Source organism: Planctomycetia bacterium, from assembly GCA_021413845.1.
GTDB lineage: Bacteria > Planctomycetota > Planctomycetia > Pirellulales > PNKZ01 > PNKZ01.
In genome coordinates this window covers 36,779-53,586 of sequence record JAIOPP010000109.1, presented here as the reverse complement: position 1 = coordinate 53,586, position 16,808 = coordinate 36,779, and the positions used below count along the sequence as shown (strand labels likewise).

Annotated in this window: 17 protein-coding genes; 6 read left to right on the top strand and 11 right to left on the bottom strand. The window is 62.0% G+C overall.

The window, feature by feature from the left end:
- Nucleotides 1-53 precede the first annotated feature (53 nt).
- Nucleotides 54-1,385, bottom strand: a complete 1,332-nt coding sequence (locus K8U03_19885) for an adenylosuccinate synthase (GenBank protein MCE9607152.1) — start codon at nucleotides 1,383-1,385, stop codon at nucleotides 54-56.
- Between the two features lie 182 nt (nucleotides 1,386-1,567).
- Between K8U03_19885 and K8U03_19880 the strand changes: the two genes are divergently transcribed.
- Nucleotides 1,568-1,993, top strand: a complete 426-nt coding sequence (locus K8U03_19880; GenBank protein ID MCE9607151.1) for a cupin domain-containing protein — start codon at nucleotides 1,568-1,570, stop codon at nucleotides 1,991-1,993.
- Nucleotides 1,994-2,041: 48 nt separating this feature from the next.
- On the top strand, nucleotides 2,042-2,251 hold the full coding sequence (locus K8U03_19875) for a hypothetical protein (protein MCE9607150.1): 210 nt from the start codon (nucleotides 2,042-2,044) through the stop codon (nucleotides 2,249-2,251).
- A gap of 63 nt (nucleotides 2,252-2,314) precedes the next feature.
- Here K8U03_19875 and K8U03_19870 read toward each other — a convergent pair whose 3' ends face one another.
- Together K8U03_19870 and K8U03_19865 are read right to left on the bottom strand one after the other, a co-directional pair.
- Nucleotides 2,315-2,860, bottom strand: a complete 546-nt coding sequence (locus K8U03_19870) for a TrmH family RNA methyltransferase (protein ID MCE9607149.1) — start codon at nucleotides 2,858-2,860, stop codon at nucleotides 2,315-2,317.
- Nucleotides 2,861-3,018: 158 nt separating this feature from the next.
- Nucleotides 3,019-3,405 (bottom strand): metalloregulator ArsR/SmtB family transcription factor, encoded by a 387-nt coding sequence (locus tag K8U03_19865; protein MCE9607148.1) that lies wholly within the window; start codon nucleotides 3,403-3,405, stop codon nucleotides 3,019-3,021.
- 409 nt (nucleotides 3,406-3,814) lie between these two features.
- Here K8U03_19865 and K8U03_19860 point away from each other — a divergent pair, with 409 nt between their 5' ends.
- Genes K8U03_19860 through K8U03_19845 form a run of 4 tightly spaced genes read left to right on the top strand, consistent with a single transcriptional unit; the run spans nucleotide 3,815 to nucleotide 9,713 of the window.
- A complete protein-coding gene (locus K8U03_19860) occupies nucleotides 3,815-6,523 on the top strand; it encodes an ABC transporter permease subunit (GenBank protein MCE9607147.1) in 2,709 nt (902 codons plus the stop codon).
- On the top strand, nucleotides 6,520-7,659 hold the full coding sequence (locus tag K8U03_19855; protein MCE9607146.1) for an ABC transporter permease: 1,140 nt from the start codon (nucleotides 6,520-6,522) through the stop codon (nucleotides 7,657-7,659). Before K8U03_19860 ends, K8U03_19855 begins: the two co-directional genes overlap by 4 nt.
- Nucleotides 7,660-7,669: 10 nt before the next feature.
- Nucleotides 7,670-8,683, top strand: a complete 1,014-nt coding sequence (locus K8U03_19850) for an ABC transporter ATP-binding protein (protein ID MCE9607145.1) — start codon at nucleotides 7,670-7,672, stop codon at nucleotides 8,681-8,683.
- Nucleotides 8,676-9,713, top strand: coding sequence for an ATP-binding cassette domain-containing protein (locus K8U03_19845; GenBank protein ID MCE9607144.1), 1,038 nt, complete (start codon nucleotides 8,676-8,678; stop codon nucleotides 9,711-9,713). The genes K8U03_19850 and K8U03_19845 overlap by 8 nt, the downstream gene beginning before the upstream one ends.
- Nucleotides 9,714-9,737: 24 nt before the next feature.
- Here K8U03_19845 and K8U03_19840 read toward each other — a convergent pair whose 3' ends face one another.
- From K8U03_19840 to K8U03_19805, 8 genes are all read right to left on the bottom strand, one after another.
- The gene (locus K8U03_19840) at nucleotides 9,738-10,094 is read right to left on the bottom strand and encodes a hypothetical protein (protein ID MCE9607143.1); all 357 of its coding nucleotides are present in this window, start codon (nucleotides 10,092-10,094) and stop codon (nucleotides 9,738-9,740) included.
- A gap of 164 nt (nucleotides 10,095-10,258) precedes the next feature.
- Entirely contained in the window at nucleotides 10,259-10,936 is a 678-nt protein-coding gene (locus K8U03_19835) for a hypothetical protein (GenBank protein MCE9607142.1), read from the bottom strand.
- A complete protein-coding gene (locus tag K8U03_19830; protein ID MCE9607141.1) occupies nucleotides 10,933-11,340 on the bottom strand; it encodes a hypothetical protein in 408 nt (135 codons plus the stop codon). The genes K8U03_19835 and K8U03_19830 overlap by 4 nt, the downstream gene beginning before the upstream one ends.
- An 18-nt stretch (nucleotides 11,341-11,358) precedes the next feature.
- Nucleotides 11,359-12,735, bottom strand: coding sequence for an amidohydrolase (locus K8U03_19825; GenBank protein MCE9607140.1), 1,377 nt, complete (start codon nucleotides 12,733-12,735; stop codon nucleotides 11,359-11,361).
- A 111-nt stretch (nucleotides 12,736-12,846) separates the two neighbouring features.
- The gene (locus K8U03_19820) at nucleotides 12,847-13,464 is read right to left on the bottom strand and encodes a non-canonical purine NTP pyrophosphatase (GenBank protein MCE9607139.1); all 618 of its coding nucleotides are present in this window, start codon (nucleotides 13,462-13,464) and stop codon (nucleotides 12,847-12,849) included.
- 59 nt (nucleotides 13,465-13,523) lie between these two features.
- Nucleotides 13,524-14,678 (bottom strand): hypothetical protein, encoded by a 1,155-nt coding sequence (locus K8U03_19815; protein MCE9607138.1) that lies wholly within the window; start codon nucleotides 14,676-14,678, stop codon nucleotides 13,524-13,526.
- A gap of 247 nt (nucleotides 14,679-14,925) precedes the next feature.
- Nucleotides 14,926-16,218, bottom strand: a complete 1,293-nt coding sequence (gene mtaB / locus K8U03_19810; GenBank protein ID MCE9607137.1) for a tRNA (N(6)-L-threonylcarbamoyladenosine(37)-C(2))-methylthiotransferase MtaB — start codon at nucleotides 16,216-16,218, stop codon at nucleotides 14,926-14,928.
- Between the two features lie 111 nt (nucleotides 16,219-16,329).
- Nucleotides 16,330-16,731 carry an ATP-dependent Clp protease adaptor ClpS gene (locus K8U03_19805; protein ID MCE9607136.1) on the bottom strand — a complete coding sequence of 134 codons (402 nt, stop codon included), beginning with the start codon at nucleotides 16,729-16,731 and terminating at the stop codon, nucleotides 16,330-16,332.
- Between the last annotated feature and the right edge of the window lie 77 nt (nucleotides 16,732-16,808).

Below are 16,808 nucleotides of genomic sequence, written 5' to 3'. Positions count from 1 at the left end.
CGTCTACAACGAATTCGTCTGCGAAAGATCGGCGAACGACGGAGGTTCGATAGTTAGCTATGCACGAACGTCGCCGGGGTCCAGCAGGCGCCGGGTGCGAACATCGTCTGCGCTCTGTCCGGACCGACCGAGGTGATCTCGACCGGACGGTTCAAGATCTTGCTCAAGCCGGCGATGTATTTCAGCGCGTTCTCCGGGAGTTCTTCCCAGCGGCGCACGCCGCAAATGTCTTGCTGCCAGCCGGGGAACGTCGCGTAGATCGGCTTGGCGTCGCGCAGGTCGTCGACATGGCTCGGGAACGTATCGACCCGTTTGCCGTTGATCTCATAGGCCGTGCAGACCTTGATCTCGTCGACTTCGCTGAGCACGTCGAGCAGCATGACCGCGAGCGTCGTCACACCGCTGAGCCGCGCCGTGTAGCGGGCCGCGACGGCATCGAACCAACCGCAGCGCCGCGGACGTCGTGTGACCGTGCCGTATTCGTTGCCCCGATCGCGCAGATGTTGGCCGAGGTCGTTGTCTTGCTCGGTCGGGAAAGGCCCGCCGCCGACGCGCGTGCCGTATGCTTTCACAACGCCGATGATCCGCTTGAAGAACGCGCCGGGCACGCCGCTGCCGGAAGAAATGCCGACGCCCGAGCTGTTGCTGCTCGTTACATACGGGTAGGTGCCGTGATCGACGTCGAGCAGCGCCCCTTGGGCTCCTTCGAAGAGCATCGGCACATCGGCTTCGACGGCATCAAGCAAGAGCGAAGTCGTGTCGGCGACGAACGGCTTGAGCCGCGCACCGTAAGCGGCATAGTCGGCGATGATCTTCACGGCATCGAGTTGCGGAGCGGTGCCGTCTTTGACCAGCGTCTTCAGTAAGATGTTCTTCTCGGCAGTCGTCTTCTGCACGCGCTCGGCGAAGCCCTCGCGGAACAGGTCGCCGAGGCGGAAGGCGTTCGTCCGGCCGACCTTGTCGCGATAGCAAGGGCCGATGCCTCGTTGCGTCGTGCCGATCGCTTCGTCACCCTGGCTGCTGCTGCGAGCTTCCGTGAGTCGGTCTTCTTCCAAGTGCCACGGGAAGATCACGTGAGCCCGATCGCTGATGATCAGATTGCGGTCGACCCGAACTCCGCGCTCGACGAGGCCGTCGATCTCGGCGAGGATGCTCGGCGGGTTCAACACCACGCCGCCCGTGATGATGTTGCGCACATCGGGATTCAAGATGCCGCTCGGGATGAGCGACAGTTTATAAGTCTGTCCGCCGGTGACGACGGTGTGTCCGGCATTGGCTCCGCCTTGATAGCGGACGACGATCTCGTGGTCCTCGGTCAGCAGGTCGACGATCTTTCCCTTGGCTTCGTCGCCCCATTGCAAACCGATGACGCAAGTTCCAGGCACGGCAACATTCTCACTGAAAGACGGACGGTAACGAGCCAAACTCAATAGTCTAAACGAGTTCCGAAAGGGGTCAAGGACCGCGGTCGGGCGACGAACGCGCGCCCGCTGCAACTCGTTTGCCGGTAAGCTCGTTCCTGTTCTAATACCTGCGCACCTCCTCGCAAACCAAGGGAAGGGATTTTATGGCGATTCCTCATGCGCGCTCCGGCGAGATCATGAAAGTCGGGCCGTTGGGCTCGGCGTTGGCGACGACAAAAACAGCGACCTTGGCGAAGACCGACGCTCTGGAGCTTATTCGTTTGGTCCTTCCGGCGGGTAAGGAAATTCCCACGCATCAAACGCCCGGCGAGATCGTCATTCAATGTCTCGACGGCCGAGTCGCCTTTACCACGGACGGCCATACGCAAGAGCTCGTCGTAGGCGACGTGATTCATCTCTCCGAGTCGCAACCGCATGCCGTCAAAGGGATCGTAGATTCTTCGCTCTTAGTGACCATCCTCATGTCTAAGATCAAAACCGCGCAACCGTTCGACGTCGTCGAGGAGGCATCGGAAGAGTCGTTTCCCGCGAGCGACCCCCCGGCGCGAACCCCGGTTACCGGTCCGTAATCGGCTTGCTTTTTGCGACCTCCACGATTTTGAAACGAGAAACGCCCGATGATCGATGGCTTGATGAAGCGCGTGCTGAAGATGATCGACGATGTCGAACGAGCCGAAGGCCCCCTCAGCGGCCGGCTCTCGCGCGAGATCGAGCGCGTGCTCGCCGATTGCAGCGGCCAAAGAATCGCCGGCCCGGAGATTACGAAGCTCAAGCGAATCTACGAAGCGGCCTCGGCACGCAAAGCCGATGCAAAGGATCCCACGTAGTTAGTCAGACGTACGAAGATCGCGGACTCTGCCGTTTCCCGCGGCTGCCACTCGCTGGAAGCTTCATCCGCTGGGAAACTGGCGACAGTATTCATAGAGGGCCATCGCCGTCGCCGTCGCGGCATTCAAAGCATGCGGCAGCCCATACATCGGGATCTCGACTACTTTATGCAGCAGACGCAGCTCGTCTTCGTCGAGGCCCGAGCGTTCGTTGCCGACGATCAGGGCCGTCTTCCGGTCAAAACGAAAGTCGAAGATCGAGGTCGAATCGGTCGTTTGCTCGAGGCCGACGAGTTGATAACCGGCCGCGCGTAGGTCGCGCAGCACCGGCGGCAACGTGCGATGGACTTCGATCTCGACGCCGCTCAACTCCTCCTCCCCTTCCCCATCCTTGCGACTGCCGCCGTCGTCGTCGACGCTGTTGCGCGCGATCTTCTCGATCACCCGCGCCGCGCCGCAGGCGATCACCTTCTTGATCCCCAGGCATCCGGCCGTGCGGACGATGCGTGACAGGTTGATATTACTTCGCAGCGGCGCGCAGGCGACGACCAACTCGCGCTGGCGTTCGAGCGGCACCAGGGCTTTGTGGCGTTGTTGGACGAAAGGCACGGGAAACTCAAAACTTAGAAAGCAAAATGCAAAACGGCGGCAATAAAAAACGGTCGCACAGGATAAAATCCTGCGCGACCGTCGTAGATTGTACTCTGCCTCGCAACGTCGGCGAAACCGCCGAAGCGTTGCAGTCGGTATCGTTACAGCCGGCTGTGTTACCGTTGCGGCTGGTAGCTCAGCACGTAATCTTCGAACCGAATCCGGCGGTTCTCGGCCGGGATGTGGGCGAAGACCAAGTCGAGCACTTCTTGGAAGCGCTGCGGCACGAGGTGATAGAAATTGTGCTTCCCTTCGCGGCGCAGTTCGATCAGTTGGGCCGAACGCAACAGCGCCAAGTGGTGGCTGACGGCCGGTTGGCTTTGGCCGAGCAAGTCGCACAAGGCCCGCACGTGCAGTTCGGGGGTCCGGGTGAGATACATCAAGATGTGCATCCGAGTTTCATCGGAGAGCAGCTTGAAGACCTTCACCAAGTCGGCGATCAACTCGTCGGGTACTTGAGGTGCCGACATAGCGACGGTATGGTTTCCTTCGGGAGCAGTCATAGTGATCATGGCATCCTTCTTGCCTTGCGGCGAAGCGTGAGCGGATAAAGACGTGGGTTCACGCGAACTCGAGGAGCGTCGTAGGAGAAAGAGCCGCTGCGGAAGCACCTCGCGACGAATGCCGCACGTTGATGTGATCCGTTTGCGTCCGTTCGGTCTCTTTCGGGTCCCTCGCATTCTAGCGAACATAGGGAACGTATAAAAGAGCCCCGACGTTACATTCTATATAATTTTGCGCAAATTACGGTTGATTCGTCTCCTCTGCGAGCGCCGGCATCCACCCCTTCTTCAGGTAGATTCATCCGTAGCAACCGTTACCATGACGGCAGTTCGTGCTCCTGCCTCGCTTCGCCTACCTAGCGCGTCAACGCCTATGTTCCGACGTAGGATACTTCCGCTCGCCCTTGTGATGCTGTTGATTGCAGTCGTCGGCTGGACATTTTCGCGCGAGCGACTTCCTCCGGCCGACCTCACCTTCTGCAACGGCACCGATATCAAGACGATCGACCCAGCCACGGTAACCGGCCAGCCCGAGGGACGCGTGGTCGAGGCGCTGTTCGAGGGCCTATGTCGTCGCGATCCGAAGACGCTCAAGCCGATTCCGGGCGTCGCCGAGCGTTGGGAGATCTCTCCCGATCTGAAGACCTACACGTTCCATCTGCGCCGCGATGCCCGTTGGTCGGATGGCTCCCCGTTCACGGCCGAAGATTTTGTGTATTCGTTTCAAAGGTTTCTCCTTGCCGAAACCACCGCCGAATACGCTTACCAACTTTGGTACGTGAAAAATGCGAAGCGCTACACCACGCTGAAGCCCGAGGTCGGCGAGCAAGTCGAAGTCGAGCTTCCGCGCGCCGAGGGAGTTCCCAACACGGTTCGCGGGCAAGTCTTGCGGGGTGTGCTCAAGCAACTGGAACTGCGCGACGGCCCGACCAAAGACGAACCCTTAAAAGTCTTCCACGTCGAGATCGCCGGCCGGCTGCGGAAGTTTTCGAGCGAAGACAAGCTCCTCGGAGTCGATACGGGAATCGAGCGCAGCGCTTGGGTCATGCCGAGCTTCGAGCTCGTCGGCATCAAGTCCGACGATCCTTATCGCCTCACCCTCACGCTTGAAAACCCGACGCCGTTCTTTCTCGATATCATCGCCTTCTACCCTTTATCGGCGGTGAATCGGAAGTGCCTGGAAACGTATGGCTCGCCGCAATGGACGCGCGCCGAAAACCTCGTCTCGAACGGTGCGTTTAACATGCAGGCGCGGCGCATTCGCGACCGCGTTCGGCTCGTGAAGAACGAATACTATTGGAACCGCTCGGCAGTGAAGCTCAACGTCGTCGACGTCTTGGCCGTCGAAGGTGGGACGACGATGTTGAATATGTATCTGACCGGCGCCACCGATTGGATTTCCGATGTCCCTGCCCCGGCCGCGCCGATCTTGATGAAGACACGCCCCGACCAATACCATCCGAAGCCGATCTTGGGGACGTATTTCTATCGCTTCAACGTTCGCAAGAAGCCGTTCGACGATCCGCGCATTCGCCGCGCCTTGTCGATGGCGATCGATCGCCGCGAGATCGTCGAGAAGGTGACGCGCACCGGTCAGATTCCAGCGAACAGTTTGGTGCCGCCGGGGCTCGCCGGCTACGAGCCGGGCCGCTGCGCCCCGGAGAATATCGCTGAAGCGAAACGTTTGCTCACCGAGGCCGGCTTCCCCGACGGGCGCGGCCTCCCGGCGTTCGACATTCTCTACAACACGCAAGAGACTCATAAGGCGATCGCCGAACTGATTCAAGACCGTTGGAAGCGCACGCTCGGCATCGACGTCGGGCTGCGCAATCTCGAATGGGGGACGTTTCTCGATACCGTGCGTCTCGGCGAATACCAAACGGCCCGAGCCAGTTGGATCGGTGACTACGCCGACCCGAATCGAAGCCGCCGCCGCCGAAGGAGACTCCGTCAAACGGATGCGCATTCTCCACGATGCGGAAGAGATTCTCATGCGCGAGATGCCCATCATGCCGATCTACTACTACGTCTCGAAAGACATGGTGCAGACCTACGTGCATGGCTTCCACTCGAACCTCCGCGACGAACATCCGCTGTGGGCGCTTTCGGTCGATCAAGCGGCGAAGGCGCGCGTGCGCGCGGCGGAACGCGATGTGAAAATCACGGGGCTGCGAATGCCGGTCGGCGAGGGCGCGCCGTGATCGCGTTCCTCATCAAGCGCTTGCTTTGGACGTTGCTCATCTTTTGGGTCGTCTTCACGATCACGTTCGTCTTGATGCATTCCGTTCCCGGGGGGCCGTTCAGCAGCGATCGGGCCCTCGATCCCGACATCAAGAAGAATTTCGATCGCCGCTACAACCTCGATAAGCCGCTCGCGGTTCAGTACGCTCTCGAACTCGGCAACTACTGCCGAGGCGAGTTCGGGCTCAGCATGAAGATTCGCGACTTCTCGATCAACGAGATCATCGCGCAAGGATTTCCCGTTTCCGCCACGCTCGGCCTCGCCGCTCTGATCTTCGCTTTGGCGCTCGGCATCTTTGCCGGCGTCACGGCCGCCGTGCGCCGCGGCGGGCTCTTCGATGTCGGCCTGATGACGATCGCCACGGTCGGCATTTCGCTTCCCGAGTTCGTCGTCGCGGGCCTTGCGATCATTATGTTCGTGTTTCTCATTCCGATCTTTCCCGCCGCCGGTTGGGGATCGTGGCAGCAACTCGTCTTGCCGACGATCTGCCTCGGGCTCCCCTACGCGGCCTACATCGCACGGCTGACGCGCACCGGCATGCTCGACGTCCTCTCGCAAGACTACATTCGCACGGCCTACGCCAAGGGCCTCCTCTCGCGCACCGTCATTATTCGGCATGGGCTCAAAGGAGCGCTGCTGCCGGTCGTCTCATACATCGGCCCCGCGGCCGCCGGGATCCTTACCGGATCGCTCATCGAAGAGAAGATCTTCGCTCTGCCCGGGCTGGGAGTTCACTTGGTCGAGTCGTGCGCGCAGCGCGACTATTCCTTAGCGATGGCGATGACCATGTTCTATACGTTGATCTTGTGCGCGATGAACTTCATCGTCGACTTCTTCTACACGCTGCTCGATCCGCGAATCAAACTCGACGCATGACCCGAAGCGAACCACCCGCCGACTCGGAAGCCGTTGCGCCCAGCGACGCCGCACGCGACTATGCTCGCATGCTCGACGAGGCGAAGAGCTTGCGCGGCGTGTCGCTCGGGCGCGATGCCTGGCGGCGGCTGAAACGCAATCGCACGGCCTTCGGGTCGCTGCTTTTCCTAGTGCTGCTCGCGGCGGCCTCGATCGCCACGCCGTTGTTTCCTCTGCAAGCTCCGCGCAGAGTCGACACACAGCGCTCATTCACGGAGCCGACTCTTCATCCGCTTCGCTTGCAGACCGCTTCGTGGATCGACGACGCCGGCAATGTCGACGACGCGGCGCTCGCCGCCGGCTTCGGCGACTTGAACGGTTTCGATCGCGCGCTGGCTCACCTTCGCGCCAAGCTCTTCGGTCGCTGGGAATGCACTTCGTGGTGCGGCACCGACAACCTCGGCCGTGATGTGCTGGCCCGACTGTTTTGGGGCTCGCGCGTGTCGCTCATCGTCGGCGTCGTCGCCGGGGCGGTGTCGCTCGTGATCGGCGTTTCCTACGGTGCGATCTCGGGCTACCTCGGCGGTTGGGTCGACTCGGCGATGATGCGCTTCGTCGACGTGCTCTACGCCGTGCCCTTTATTTTCGTCGTGATTCTCTTGCTCACCGTGCTCGACACGCCGGAATGGAAAGCGGCGCTGATTTATTACCGCATCGATCGGATGACCGTCTTCTTTCTGGTCGTCGGCGCGATCTATTGGTTGACGATGGCCCGCGTCGTGCGCGGACAAGTGTTGTCGCTTAAGCAAGAACAGTTCGTCGAGGCCGCGCGCACGATCGGGTGCAGTAAGATGCGGATCGTGTTTCTGCATCTCGTGCCGAATTTGCTGAGCGTGATCATCGTCTACCTCACGCTGACGATTCCGCGCGTGATGCTCTTCGAGGCGTTCCTGTCGTTCTTGGGGCTCGGCGTGCAAGCCCCCGACGTCTCTTGGGGCGTACTGGCCAACGAAGGAACGCAAAGCATCACGCCGATCCAGTTCGATTGGTGGCTCGTCGTCTTCCCCGGCGTAGCGCTCGGCACGACCCTCTTCGCATTGAACTTCCTCGGCGACGGCCTTCGCGACGCTCTCGATCCGAGATTGAAACACCGCTGATCGTGAACCTATGTCTCAAGCATTGTTGACCGTCGATTCGCTCGGCGTGGAATTCAAAACCGACGACGGCATCGTGCGCGCCGTCGACGACGTTTCGTTTTCCATCGCGCCGGGCGAGACCCTCGGCATCGCCGGCGAGAGCGGCTCCGGCAAGAGCGTGACGAACCTCGCGCTGATGGGGCTGATCCCCAAGCCGCCGGGAAAGATCGTCGCCGGCCAAGCGTTGTTTCAAGGGGCGGATCTGTTGACGATGCCGGCAGAGCGGTTGCGTAAGATTCGCGGACGCCGCATCGCGATGATCTTTCAAGATCCGATGACGTCGCTCAATCCGCTCCTCACGGTCGCCGAGCAACTCACGGAAATGACGCGGCTGCACCTCGGCCATACGCCCCGGCAAGCGCTCGACCATGCCGTTGCCATGCTCGATCGGGTCGGTATTCCCGGCGCGTCGAAGCGCGTGCTGGAGTATCCGCACCAATTCTCCGGCGGCATGCGGCAACGTGTGATGATTGCGATGGCGCTCTCTTGCAATCCCGATCTCTTGATCGCCGACGAGCCGACGACGGCGCTCGACGTCACGATCCAAGCGCAGATTCTCGAACTGCTGCGTGAGCTCCAGCGCGACCAAGGGATGGCGATCATCTTCATCACGCACGACCTCGGTGTGATGGCGAACATCTGCCGACGGGTCGTCGTGATGTACGGAGGCCGGATCGTGGAGGAGGCGCCGGTCGACGAGCTTTTCGCCCGCCCGCGCCATCCGTATACGCTCGGCCTGCTCCGTTCGCGACCGCGCCTCGATTCGCCGCGCGGCGAACGCTTGGAGCCGATCCCCGGCCAGCCGCCGGATCTCACGCGCTTGCCGAGCGGCTGCGCGTTTCATCCGCGCTGCAAATTCGCCGCAGACATCTGCCGCACCCAGCGCCCCGAGCTTCGCCCTTCGCCGACCGACGGCCGATTCGCCTGCCATTTCGATATCCTGCCGCTCGTCGATGCGCCGCAAGGAGCGTTGCTACATGGTTGAGCTTGCTGCCAATCACTCCGCCGTGAAAGTTCCTCGCACCGGCGCGCCGCCCCTTCTCGAAGTGCGCAATCTGAAAGTGCATTTTCCGTTTCGGCGCGGCTCTTGGCTTCGGCCGGAGCGTGGGTTCGTGCGCGCCGTCGATGGGGTGAGTTTCAACGTCGAAGCAGGGACCACGCTCGGGCTCGTCGGCGAAAGCGGCTGCGGCAAAAGCACCACGGCCCGCGCCTGTTTGCATCTCATCAAGCCGACCTCCGGCACGGTGCGCTTCGAAGGAACGGAGCTTCCGATCCACGGCGGCGACAACGCCATGATGCCGTTTCGCCGCTCGATGCAAATGATCTTTCAAGATCCGTTCGCCTCGTTGAACCCCCGCATGACCGTTGGTCGAATCATCGCCGAGCCGATGACGATCTTTACCGATCAGACCCGTCGCGATCGCGAAATCGAAACGCTCCGCTTGATGGAGCTCGTCGGATTGAACCCGCGGTTTCTCAATCGCTATCCGCACGAGTTCTCCGGCGGGCAGCGGCAGCGGATCGGCATCGCGCGGGCCTTGGCCGTCGGGCCGAAAATCATCTTCTGCGACGAGCCGGTCTCGGCGCTCGATGTTTCCATTCAGGCGCAAGTCATCAACCTGCTCAAGGAACTGCAACAGAAGCTCGGCCTCGCCTACGTCTTCATCGCGCACGATCTTTCCGTCGTGCGGCACATCTCCGACTTCGTCGGCGTGATGTACCTCGGCCGGATCGTCGAGATGGCTCCGGCGGCGGAACTCTATGCGAACCCGCGTCACCCTTATACGCAGGCGCTCCTCTCGGCGGCTCCAGTGGCCGATCCCGCGGTCGAACGGGTGCGGAAGCGGATCGTGTTAACCGGCGATGTTCCTTCGCCCGATAAGGTGTACGCGGGCTGCCCGTTTGCGGATCGCTGCCCGATCGTGCATGCCGACTGTCGTCAGAGTCCGCCGCCGCTCGAAGGAATCGCCGGACCCGACGATCCTCATCAAGCGGCATGCTTTTACGCGCGCTAACGGTTGCGGAAGATCAGGTCGTCGCTAGTTGCCCGCGACTAACTTTGCTAACAACGGCTGGGCTATCGGCCGCTCGGCTCCGCGGGCCGTGATCGTGTTTGCGACGTTTCGGCCTGCTTCCGTCGAAGCGACGATCTGCACACGGTCGCCGGGAGCGATCATCTCGGCGTTGCTCGGCTTGCCGTCGCGCGTGATCTTGCAGCTCGACGCGATGGCGAACGTCACGTTGTCGCCGTTCTTAGCGACGATCGTCAGCGCCGCCTTCGTCGAAAGGACGACGCGCCCTTCGTACATGTCGTCGGCTTTGACCGCGGAGACAGGTGCCGGCGGGGCGGCGAAAACCGAAGTAACGAGAACCGCGACTGCGAAGAGGGATGACATGGCAAAATTCTCCGGGCGAAATAGAGCGGGGCGATCTCGTCGAAGGGAGCAAACCGCGTTCCGATTCGCTGCGGAGCGGCTGGGCGTGCCGATCGAGACGAAAGGCCTCACCGTCGAGAGGTCGCCGACCGCGCAATCGGTACGTTCTCCGACCGCTCAGGCCGTCAATTCGCGTCTTCGGCGTTCGGCAGATAATACCGCAACGAGGCGAGGATCTGGTCGCGATGCGAACCCCACGGCAGGTAGAGGCCGCGAAAGAGTTCGAGCGGCGCGCCGGCAGAAGTGAGAAACACGCCTCGGCGGCCGACGACGTAGCGATCGATCGAGAGCCACGGAATGCGCCGCGTCCGGCCGAAGATCCGTTGCGTAACGCCGAGCGCGTTCATCTCGCAGATCGTCGGCAAAAAGTTGCGCCACATCACGAGCCCGACCGCCGCAGTCGAGGCAACGGTGAGCGCCGTTCTCCCGCTCAAGCTCCAAACCAAAACCGGTACGGCCACGAGCAGCGCCGATAAGCCGAGCAACTCCCAAACCGAATCGATCACCGGCCAAATGCGCCACGCGATCGGCACGGGGGTCGCCGTGCGCGCGGTCGCGATCGAGGGGGCCGACCCAGAGGGGAGCGTCGCCGCCGCGCTCGCAGGTCGCGCCTGCCCGGGCGACGTCGAGCTGCCGGATCTCGGAACCGCTCCGCCGGCGGCCGGGGCCGGGTCATCGTAGAGCACGACATCCGAAAGCCGGTCGCGATTCGCATTCGGCACGTTCGCCGCGGCTTTGCTCCCCTGTCCCTTGCTCGCTTGGGCTTCGGGATTTCCGGCTGCCGGGTCTCGAGGTTCGGTCATCGTGGCGACTCCGAGCTTCGCGCGAGTAGTTCCGCAGCACGTTCGGCATCCGACGGCCGGTCGGAACGCTGCTTCGCTTGCAGCGCGCCCCGAATGACGAACGTGAGGAACCAGTAGAAGACCGTCACCGCGATGAGATTCGTTACCGCGGCCGCGCCGAAGTGGTCGCGCAGCAAGATGAGCATCGGCGGTTCGCCGGCCTTCACCGGCCGACGGCGAACGGGTCCCTTCCCTTCGCTCTGAAGCTTCGCTTCCATTTGCCATTCATGTTGTCGGGCCCGTGCTTCGGGCGTGTCGAGCTCGACCATCGCCCATTTGCGAGCCTCGGTCATTCCATACAGCGCAACAGCGAGCGCCACGAAGTAGCCGAGCCAAGCGAAGATATAGTTGCGTCGAGTTCTCATAGCCGTTCGCGTGCGCGACTAGCGCAATGTCTTCGGAGCGGGTTCGGTCTTACCGGTCGGAACGTTTTTGCCGCCGCCCGCGGGCATCAAGTCGAGCAGTGCGGCGCAGGTGGCCGTGATGCCGGTCGCGAGCGTTTGCTCGGCGTCAGGATAGTATAACGCCGAATGAAGCGAAGGAGGTTGCTGTTGCAAACGTTCGTAGCCCGACATGCGGAGTTTATCGACCGTTCCGAGGCGAAACATGCAACTCGGCACGCCGGCTAAGTGGAAGAGTCCGAAATCTTCACCCCCCATCGAGGCTTCTACGTCGACCACCTTCGCGTCGCCGAGCACGCGTCGGAATGTCGCGGCGAGCTTGGCGTTGAGGTCGGCGTCGTTGAAGGTCGCGGGCGTTCCTTCGATCACTTCGACCGTCGGTTTCGGGGCGCCTGCGCTGGCGGCTGCGGCGTCGGCCTTGCGGCGAATACCCTCCAGCAATTGCTTGCGAACCTCGGGCGAATAGCTTCTGACGGTGAGTTCCAGCTTGCAGCTATCGCCGATGATGTTGTTCTTCGTGCCGCCGTGGATCGTGCCGACCGTGATGACGGCGGGCTGTCCCGCCTTCACTTCGCGCGCCACGATCGATTGCAGATCGACGATCAGATGCGCCGCGACGACGACCGGATCGATCGTCGTATGCGGGAACGCCCCGTGTCCGCCCCGGCCGCGCACGACGACATCGATCGTGTCGACGTTCGCCAAGATATAGCCGGGCCGATGCCCGACGGAGCCGGCCGCGAGCGTGGCATCGCAGTGCAAAGCGATCGCGAGATCGGGCTTCGGGAACTTCGTGAATAGCCCGTCGTCGAGCATCGCTTTCGCGCCGATGACGCGCTCTTCCGCGGGTTGGCCGAGGAACATGATGGTGCCGCGCCAGCGATCTTTATGCGCGGCCATATAGCGTGCTGCGGCGATGAGGTTCGTCATGTGAATGTCGTGTCCGCAGGCGTGCATCACGCCGGTCTCGCGCCCCAAGGCGTCTTTCGTCTTCACGGTCGAAGCATAGACCAAGCCGGTATTCTCAATGACCGGGAGCGCGTCGAGATCGGTGCGGAGCATCACGCGTGGGCCGGGGCCGTTCTCCAAGATCGCGACCACGCCATGACCGCCGATGCCGGTCGTCACGGTTGCCCCGACCGCGCGCAACTCCTCGGCGACGCGAGCCGCGGTTTCTTTCTCGCTCAGCGAAAGTTCCGGATGCGTATGGAAGTGCTTATAGAGCGTGAAGAATTCGTCGAGATGCGCTTGGGCCCAGGCGGCGGGCTCTTCCGCTTGCGCTTGAGGAACGAAGACCATGGAGAGGACGAGCGCGAACGCAGAAGTTCCCGCAATCAGCAGCGAGCGAAGACCCGACATGAGCGTGGCACTCCTAAATCTAGGGGGCTATGGAGCATCCAGTATCATTCGTCGCCGGACGAAATGCCAGTCGTCGTTATCAGCCGTGAAACACCGACATCGAATGCCCGTCTACGTCCACTCTCCGGCGGCCAACAGCCGCTTCAACTCCGGCAGCAGCTTGCGCATCGCGCGGGCCCGATGACTGAGGCAGGCTTTCGCCGTGGGGCCGATCAAGCCGAAGGTGCGATGGTATTCGACGACTTCGAACAGCGGATCGTAGCCGAAGCCCCCGGAGCCGGTCCGTGCTTCGAGGATCCGACCGCGGCAGTAGTCTTCGGTGCGAAAGCGCACCGCTCCGCGCGGATCGGCGAGTACGACGTGACACACGTAATACGCCGTGCGATCTTCAATCGCCACGCCGCTGAGCTCGCGCAGCAGCTTGTCGTTATTCGCTTCATCGTCGCCGTGCTTGCCCGCATAGAGAGCCGAGTCGACCCCCGGCATTCCGCCGAGTCGATCGACGCACAGGCCTGAGTCGTCGGCTAAGACCCAGGCTTGCAGTTGCGTGGCGTAGCCGATCGCCTTCAGTGCGGCGTTGTCGGCGAAGGTCCGGCCGGTTTCTTCGACCGTGGGAACGTCGGCGAAGTCGGCGAGCGTGCGCACTTCGAGCCCGAGCGGCGCGACGAGCTCCGCGAGTTCGCGACCCTTCTTGCGATTACCGGTGCCGATGACGAGCGTAGGATTCATCCGGCCCAAGATACCGGGGCCGCTCGCGATGGGCAATCGTCGCTGATCCGGCAGGACGATCAGCGTTGGCTGACGCGCGAGCGATCGTAGGCGGACGAGATCGTGCGTTGCGGCACTTCGACCGTCGTCGGTTGCACGTCGAACTGCAGGCCGACCAAGCTCTGCGGCTCGAACTTCGTTCGGCCGTCCGGTCCCGGCTTCCGATCGGCGCCGAAAGTTTGCATGATCTGATGAATCTCGGGATTGATCTCGATCTTGCCGTCGGCGCGCGGCGTGCCGTACGACGCGAAGCTGCCGACCGTCACGATGCTGGAAGCATGATCGTGGAACTCGAACGCCTCGTAGCCTTTCGCGCGGAGCGCGACGGTGAGCAGATGAGCGTTGAGCGCGGCTTGTTCGAGCCGGCTTTTCAATTGTTGTCGGCCCGCTTCGATCGCTTCGACATCCTTCGGCATCGAGACCGTAGAGCCCTGGAAAGTCGCGACCTTGACGGTGTATTTTCCTCCGGACTTCAACAAGCCGTGCTCGACCGAATCATTCATCTTCTCGACGAGCGGATCGATTCCCTTCGGCTTGAAGTATTCATCGGCGATCATCGGATTGGTCACCATGAAGGCCTTGCCCATCGGGCCGCGACGATTCACATCGGCCGGCTTCGACGACAACTGCGCGGCGGCCGCGCGCCAGCCCGAGAGTGCGCGGGCGTTCTTTTGTCCCGCCTTCACGATGTTTTCCGGATCGAGACACGCCGGCTTCGCAAAGCGAATTTTTTCCAGTACGCGTTTCGCTTCGGGATCGTCGCCGGTCGGGAAGTCGCCGACGAGCACGGCATATTCTTCGCGCTTCTGATAGTTGGCATGTTGCATCTGCTTCGGGCGGCCGTATTTGTCGAGCCCACGACCGGCGACCGGTTCGCTGAAGTCCCATTTCTTCTGATGCACGTAGGCCGCGACTTTGAAATCGCGACGGAGTTCGAGCACGAGTTGCTTCGCTTGCGTCGGAGCATCTTCGCCGAGGAACGTCGAGCAAAGGATCAACCACGGGCCGTTTTGCTCGGCGAGCGGATAATCTTTCTCCGGATTCGTGTCGAGCTTCTTGAACAGCGACAGCCGATCCAGCGGCGACTGCGCTCGCACGGGAGCCGCAGCGACATGGAAAGCCGCGACGAACGAAAAGCCGACGACTAAGAGCGAAGCGAAGCGAGAGCGCAGCATGGCGGAGTTCCGACAGGAGCGAAAAAGAGAAGCTCGCCGATCGGAGCCGACCGGCTTGGGGCGGGACAATAGCAAATGCCCCCGAGAGCGGCTAGCCCAGAGAGCGGCTAGATCGAGTTGCGATGTCGGCGGGCCGATTCCGTAGCAGGCACGTTCCACGTGCCGTCCGCCGCATGCGTCGTTCGGAGATGGTGTCGGCTTCGGTCGTTTCGAGTCGACCGTGGCTACGGCACGTGGAACGTGCCTGCTACTTTGAAACCAGCCGTCCGACGATCCGCCCTGCGACGACTTCGCCCGCCGTGATCTCGACGAGCGAGCTGCGTGCGGGCGAAGTTTCGTTCTCTGCTTGCGCGATCTCGACTTGCGCATAACGGCAAGCGGTGCCGGCAGCTACCGTCGGCCGCTCGGTCAGCCGGCCTTCGACGAGCACCTGCAGGCGGCGTCCGGCGAGCGAGCGATAGTAGCGGTCGCGCCACTCGCCGGCGAGCGTTTGCAACTGCTCGACCCGGCGACTCTTCACCTCGGGCGATACTTGAGCAGGCATCGTCGCCGCCGGAGTTCCGCGCCGCGGGCTGAACGGAAACACATGGATCTTCGAGAAGCCGAGGTCGTCGCAAAGGCGGAGCGTCTCGTTGAATTCCGCGTCGGTCTCGCCTGGGAAACCGACGATTACATCGGTCGTCAGCGCCGGCTGGTCGAGCGAGCCTTGCACGAGCCGGCAACGATCGAGAAACCGCTGCGCCCCCCAGCGGCGTTGCATTCGTCGCAGCACGCCGTCGCTGCCGCTTTGCATCGAGACATGCAAGTGCGGGCAGATCCGCTCCGGGTGCCGCGCCATTACTGCGATCAGTTCGCGCGTAACTTCGGTCGCTTCGATGCTGGAAAGCCGGATACGAAAATCGTCGTCGACCTCGACCAAGCGCTCGAGCAGATGCGAAAGCCGAACCCAATTTTGTTTCGCGAGCCCTTGGTTGCGATCGACGCCGTAGTGCCCGAGATGAATTCCCGTGAGCACGATCTCACGATGCCCATGCGCGACGAGCTTGCGCACCTCGTCGACGATGTGCTGCGGCTCGCGGCTGCGCAGCCCGGGCCGAACGCTGGGGATGATACAAAACGTGCAGCTGAGCATGCAGCCGTCTTGCACTTTCACATAGGCCCGTTGACGCGAATCGAAGCGCGAGATTCCGGTCGGAATGTCGACGACGCCGAAGCGGCCGAGCAGGTCGGGCAGCTCACGCTTGTCCGTCACGACTTCGGCCACGCCCGGCAGTGCCGCGACTTCGTCGGGTGCCCGTGTGGCGTAGCAACCCATCACGACGATTCGCGCTTGCGGGTTTTGCTTGGCGAGCAGGCGGATCGTGTGCCGGCTCTTGGAGTCTCCTTCGTTGGTCACCGTGCAGGTGTTGACGATGCAGACATCGGCCGCTTCCCCTTCGGCGGCGTCGTGAAAACCCACTTGCTCGAGCCCCTGCCGCACGTACTCCGTCTCGTATTGATTCACGCGACAACCGAGAGTCGCGGTGCGGAGAGATGGCATGGAAGATTAAGTCAGAAGTAGAAATGCAAAATGCAAAAGTTCGGAAAGGGAGACACTACACGAGTCGGAATGCTCCGGCCCGTTTTGCCTTTTGCATTCTGACTTTTCACTTTACTCCGGCGCCGGTTCGATCGACGACGACATCGAGCCTTTGCAGGCACGAATGTCGGGATCTTTGCCGTACGCCTTGATCTGGTCCCGTTTGAGTTCGGCGTGCTCCATCGTCGTCGTCAGCACGATCGCTTTCCCCGCGACATCGACTTCCTTCGCGAGTTGAAAACCTTTCTCGAGCGGATGGCCGAACAGCTCCTGCAGCATCGTCATCACGTAGCCGTAGCTATGGTCGTCGTCGTTCCACAGGACGACATGGTAGCGTGGCTGCCGCTTCGGCCGCGGCTTCTTTTCGTCGACCGCTTGGTGCGGAGCGGCTTGAGGGACTTCTTCCACCGCAGGCTCGGCGACCTCGGGCGTCGCCACGGCCGCATCCGACGCCACGATCCTATTCCGCAACATAGCGACACCGGACGACAAGTGGAGACTCCCAGGAGCGCAACCGAACGAACATGGCCGAAGACGCGAGAAGTCATTAT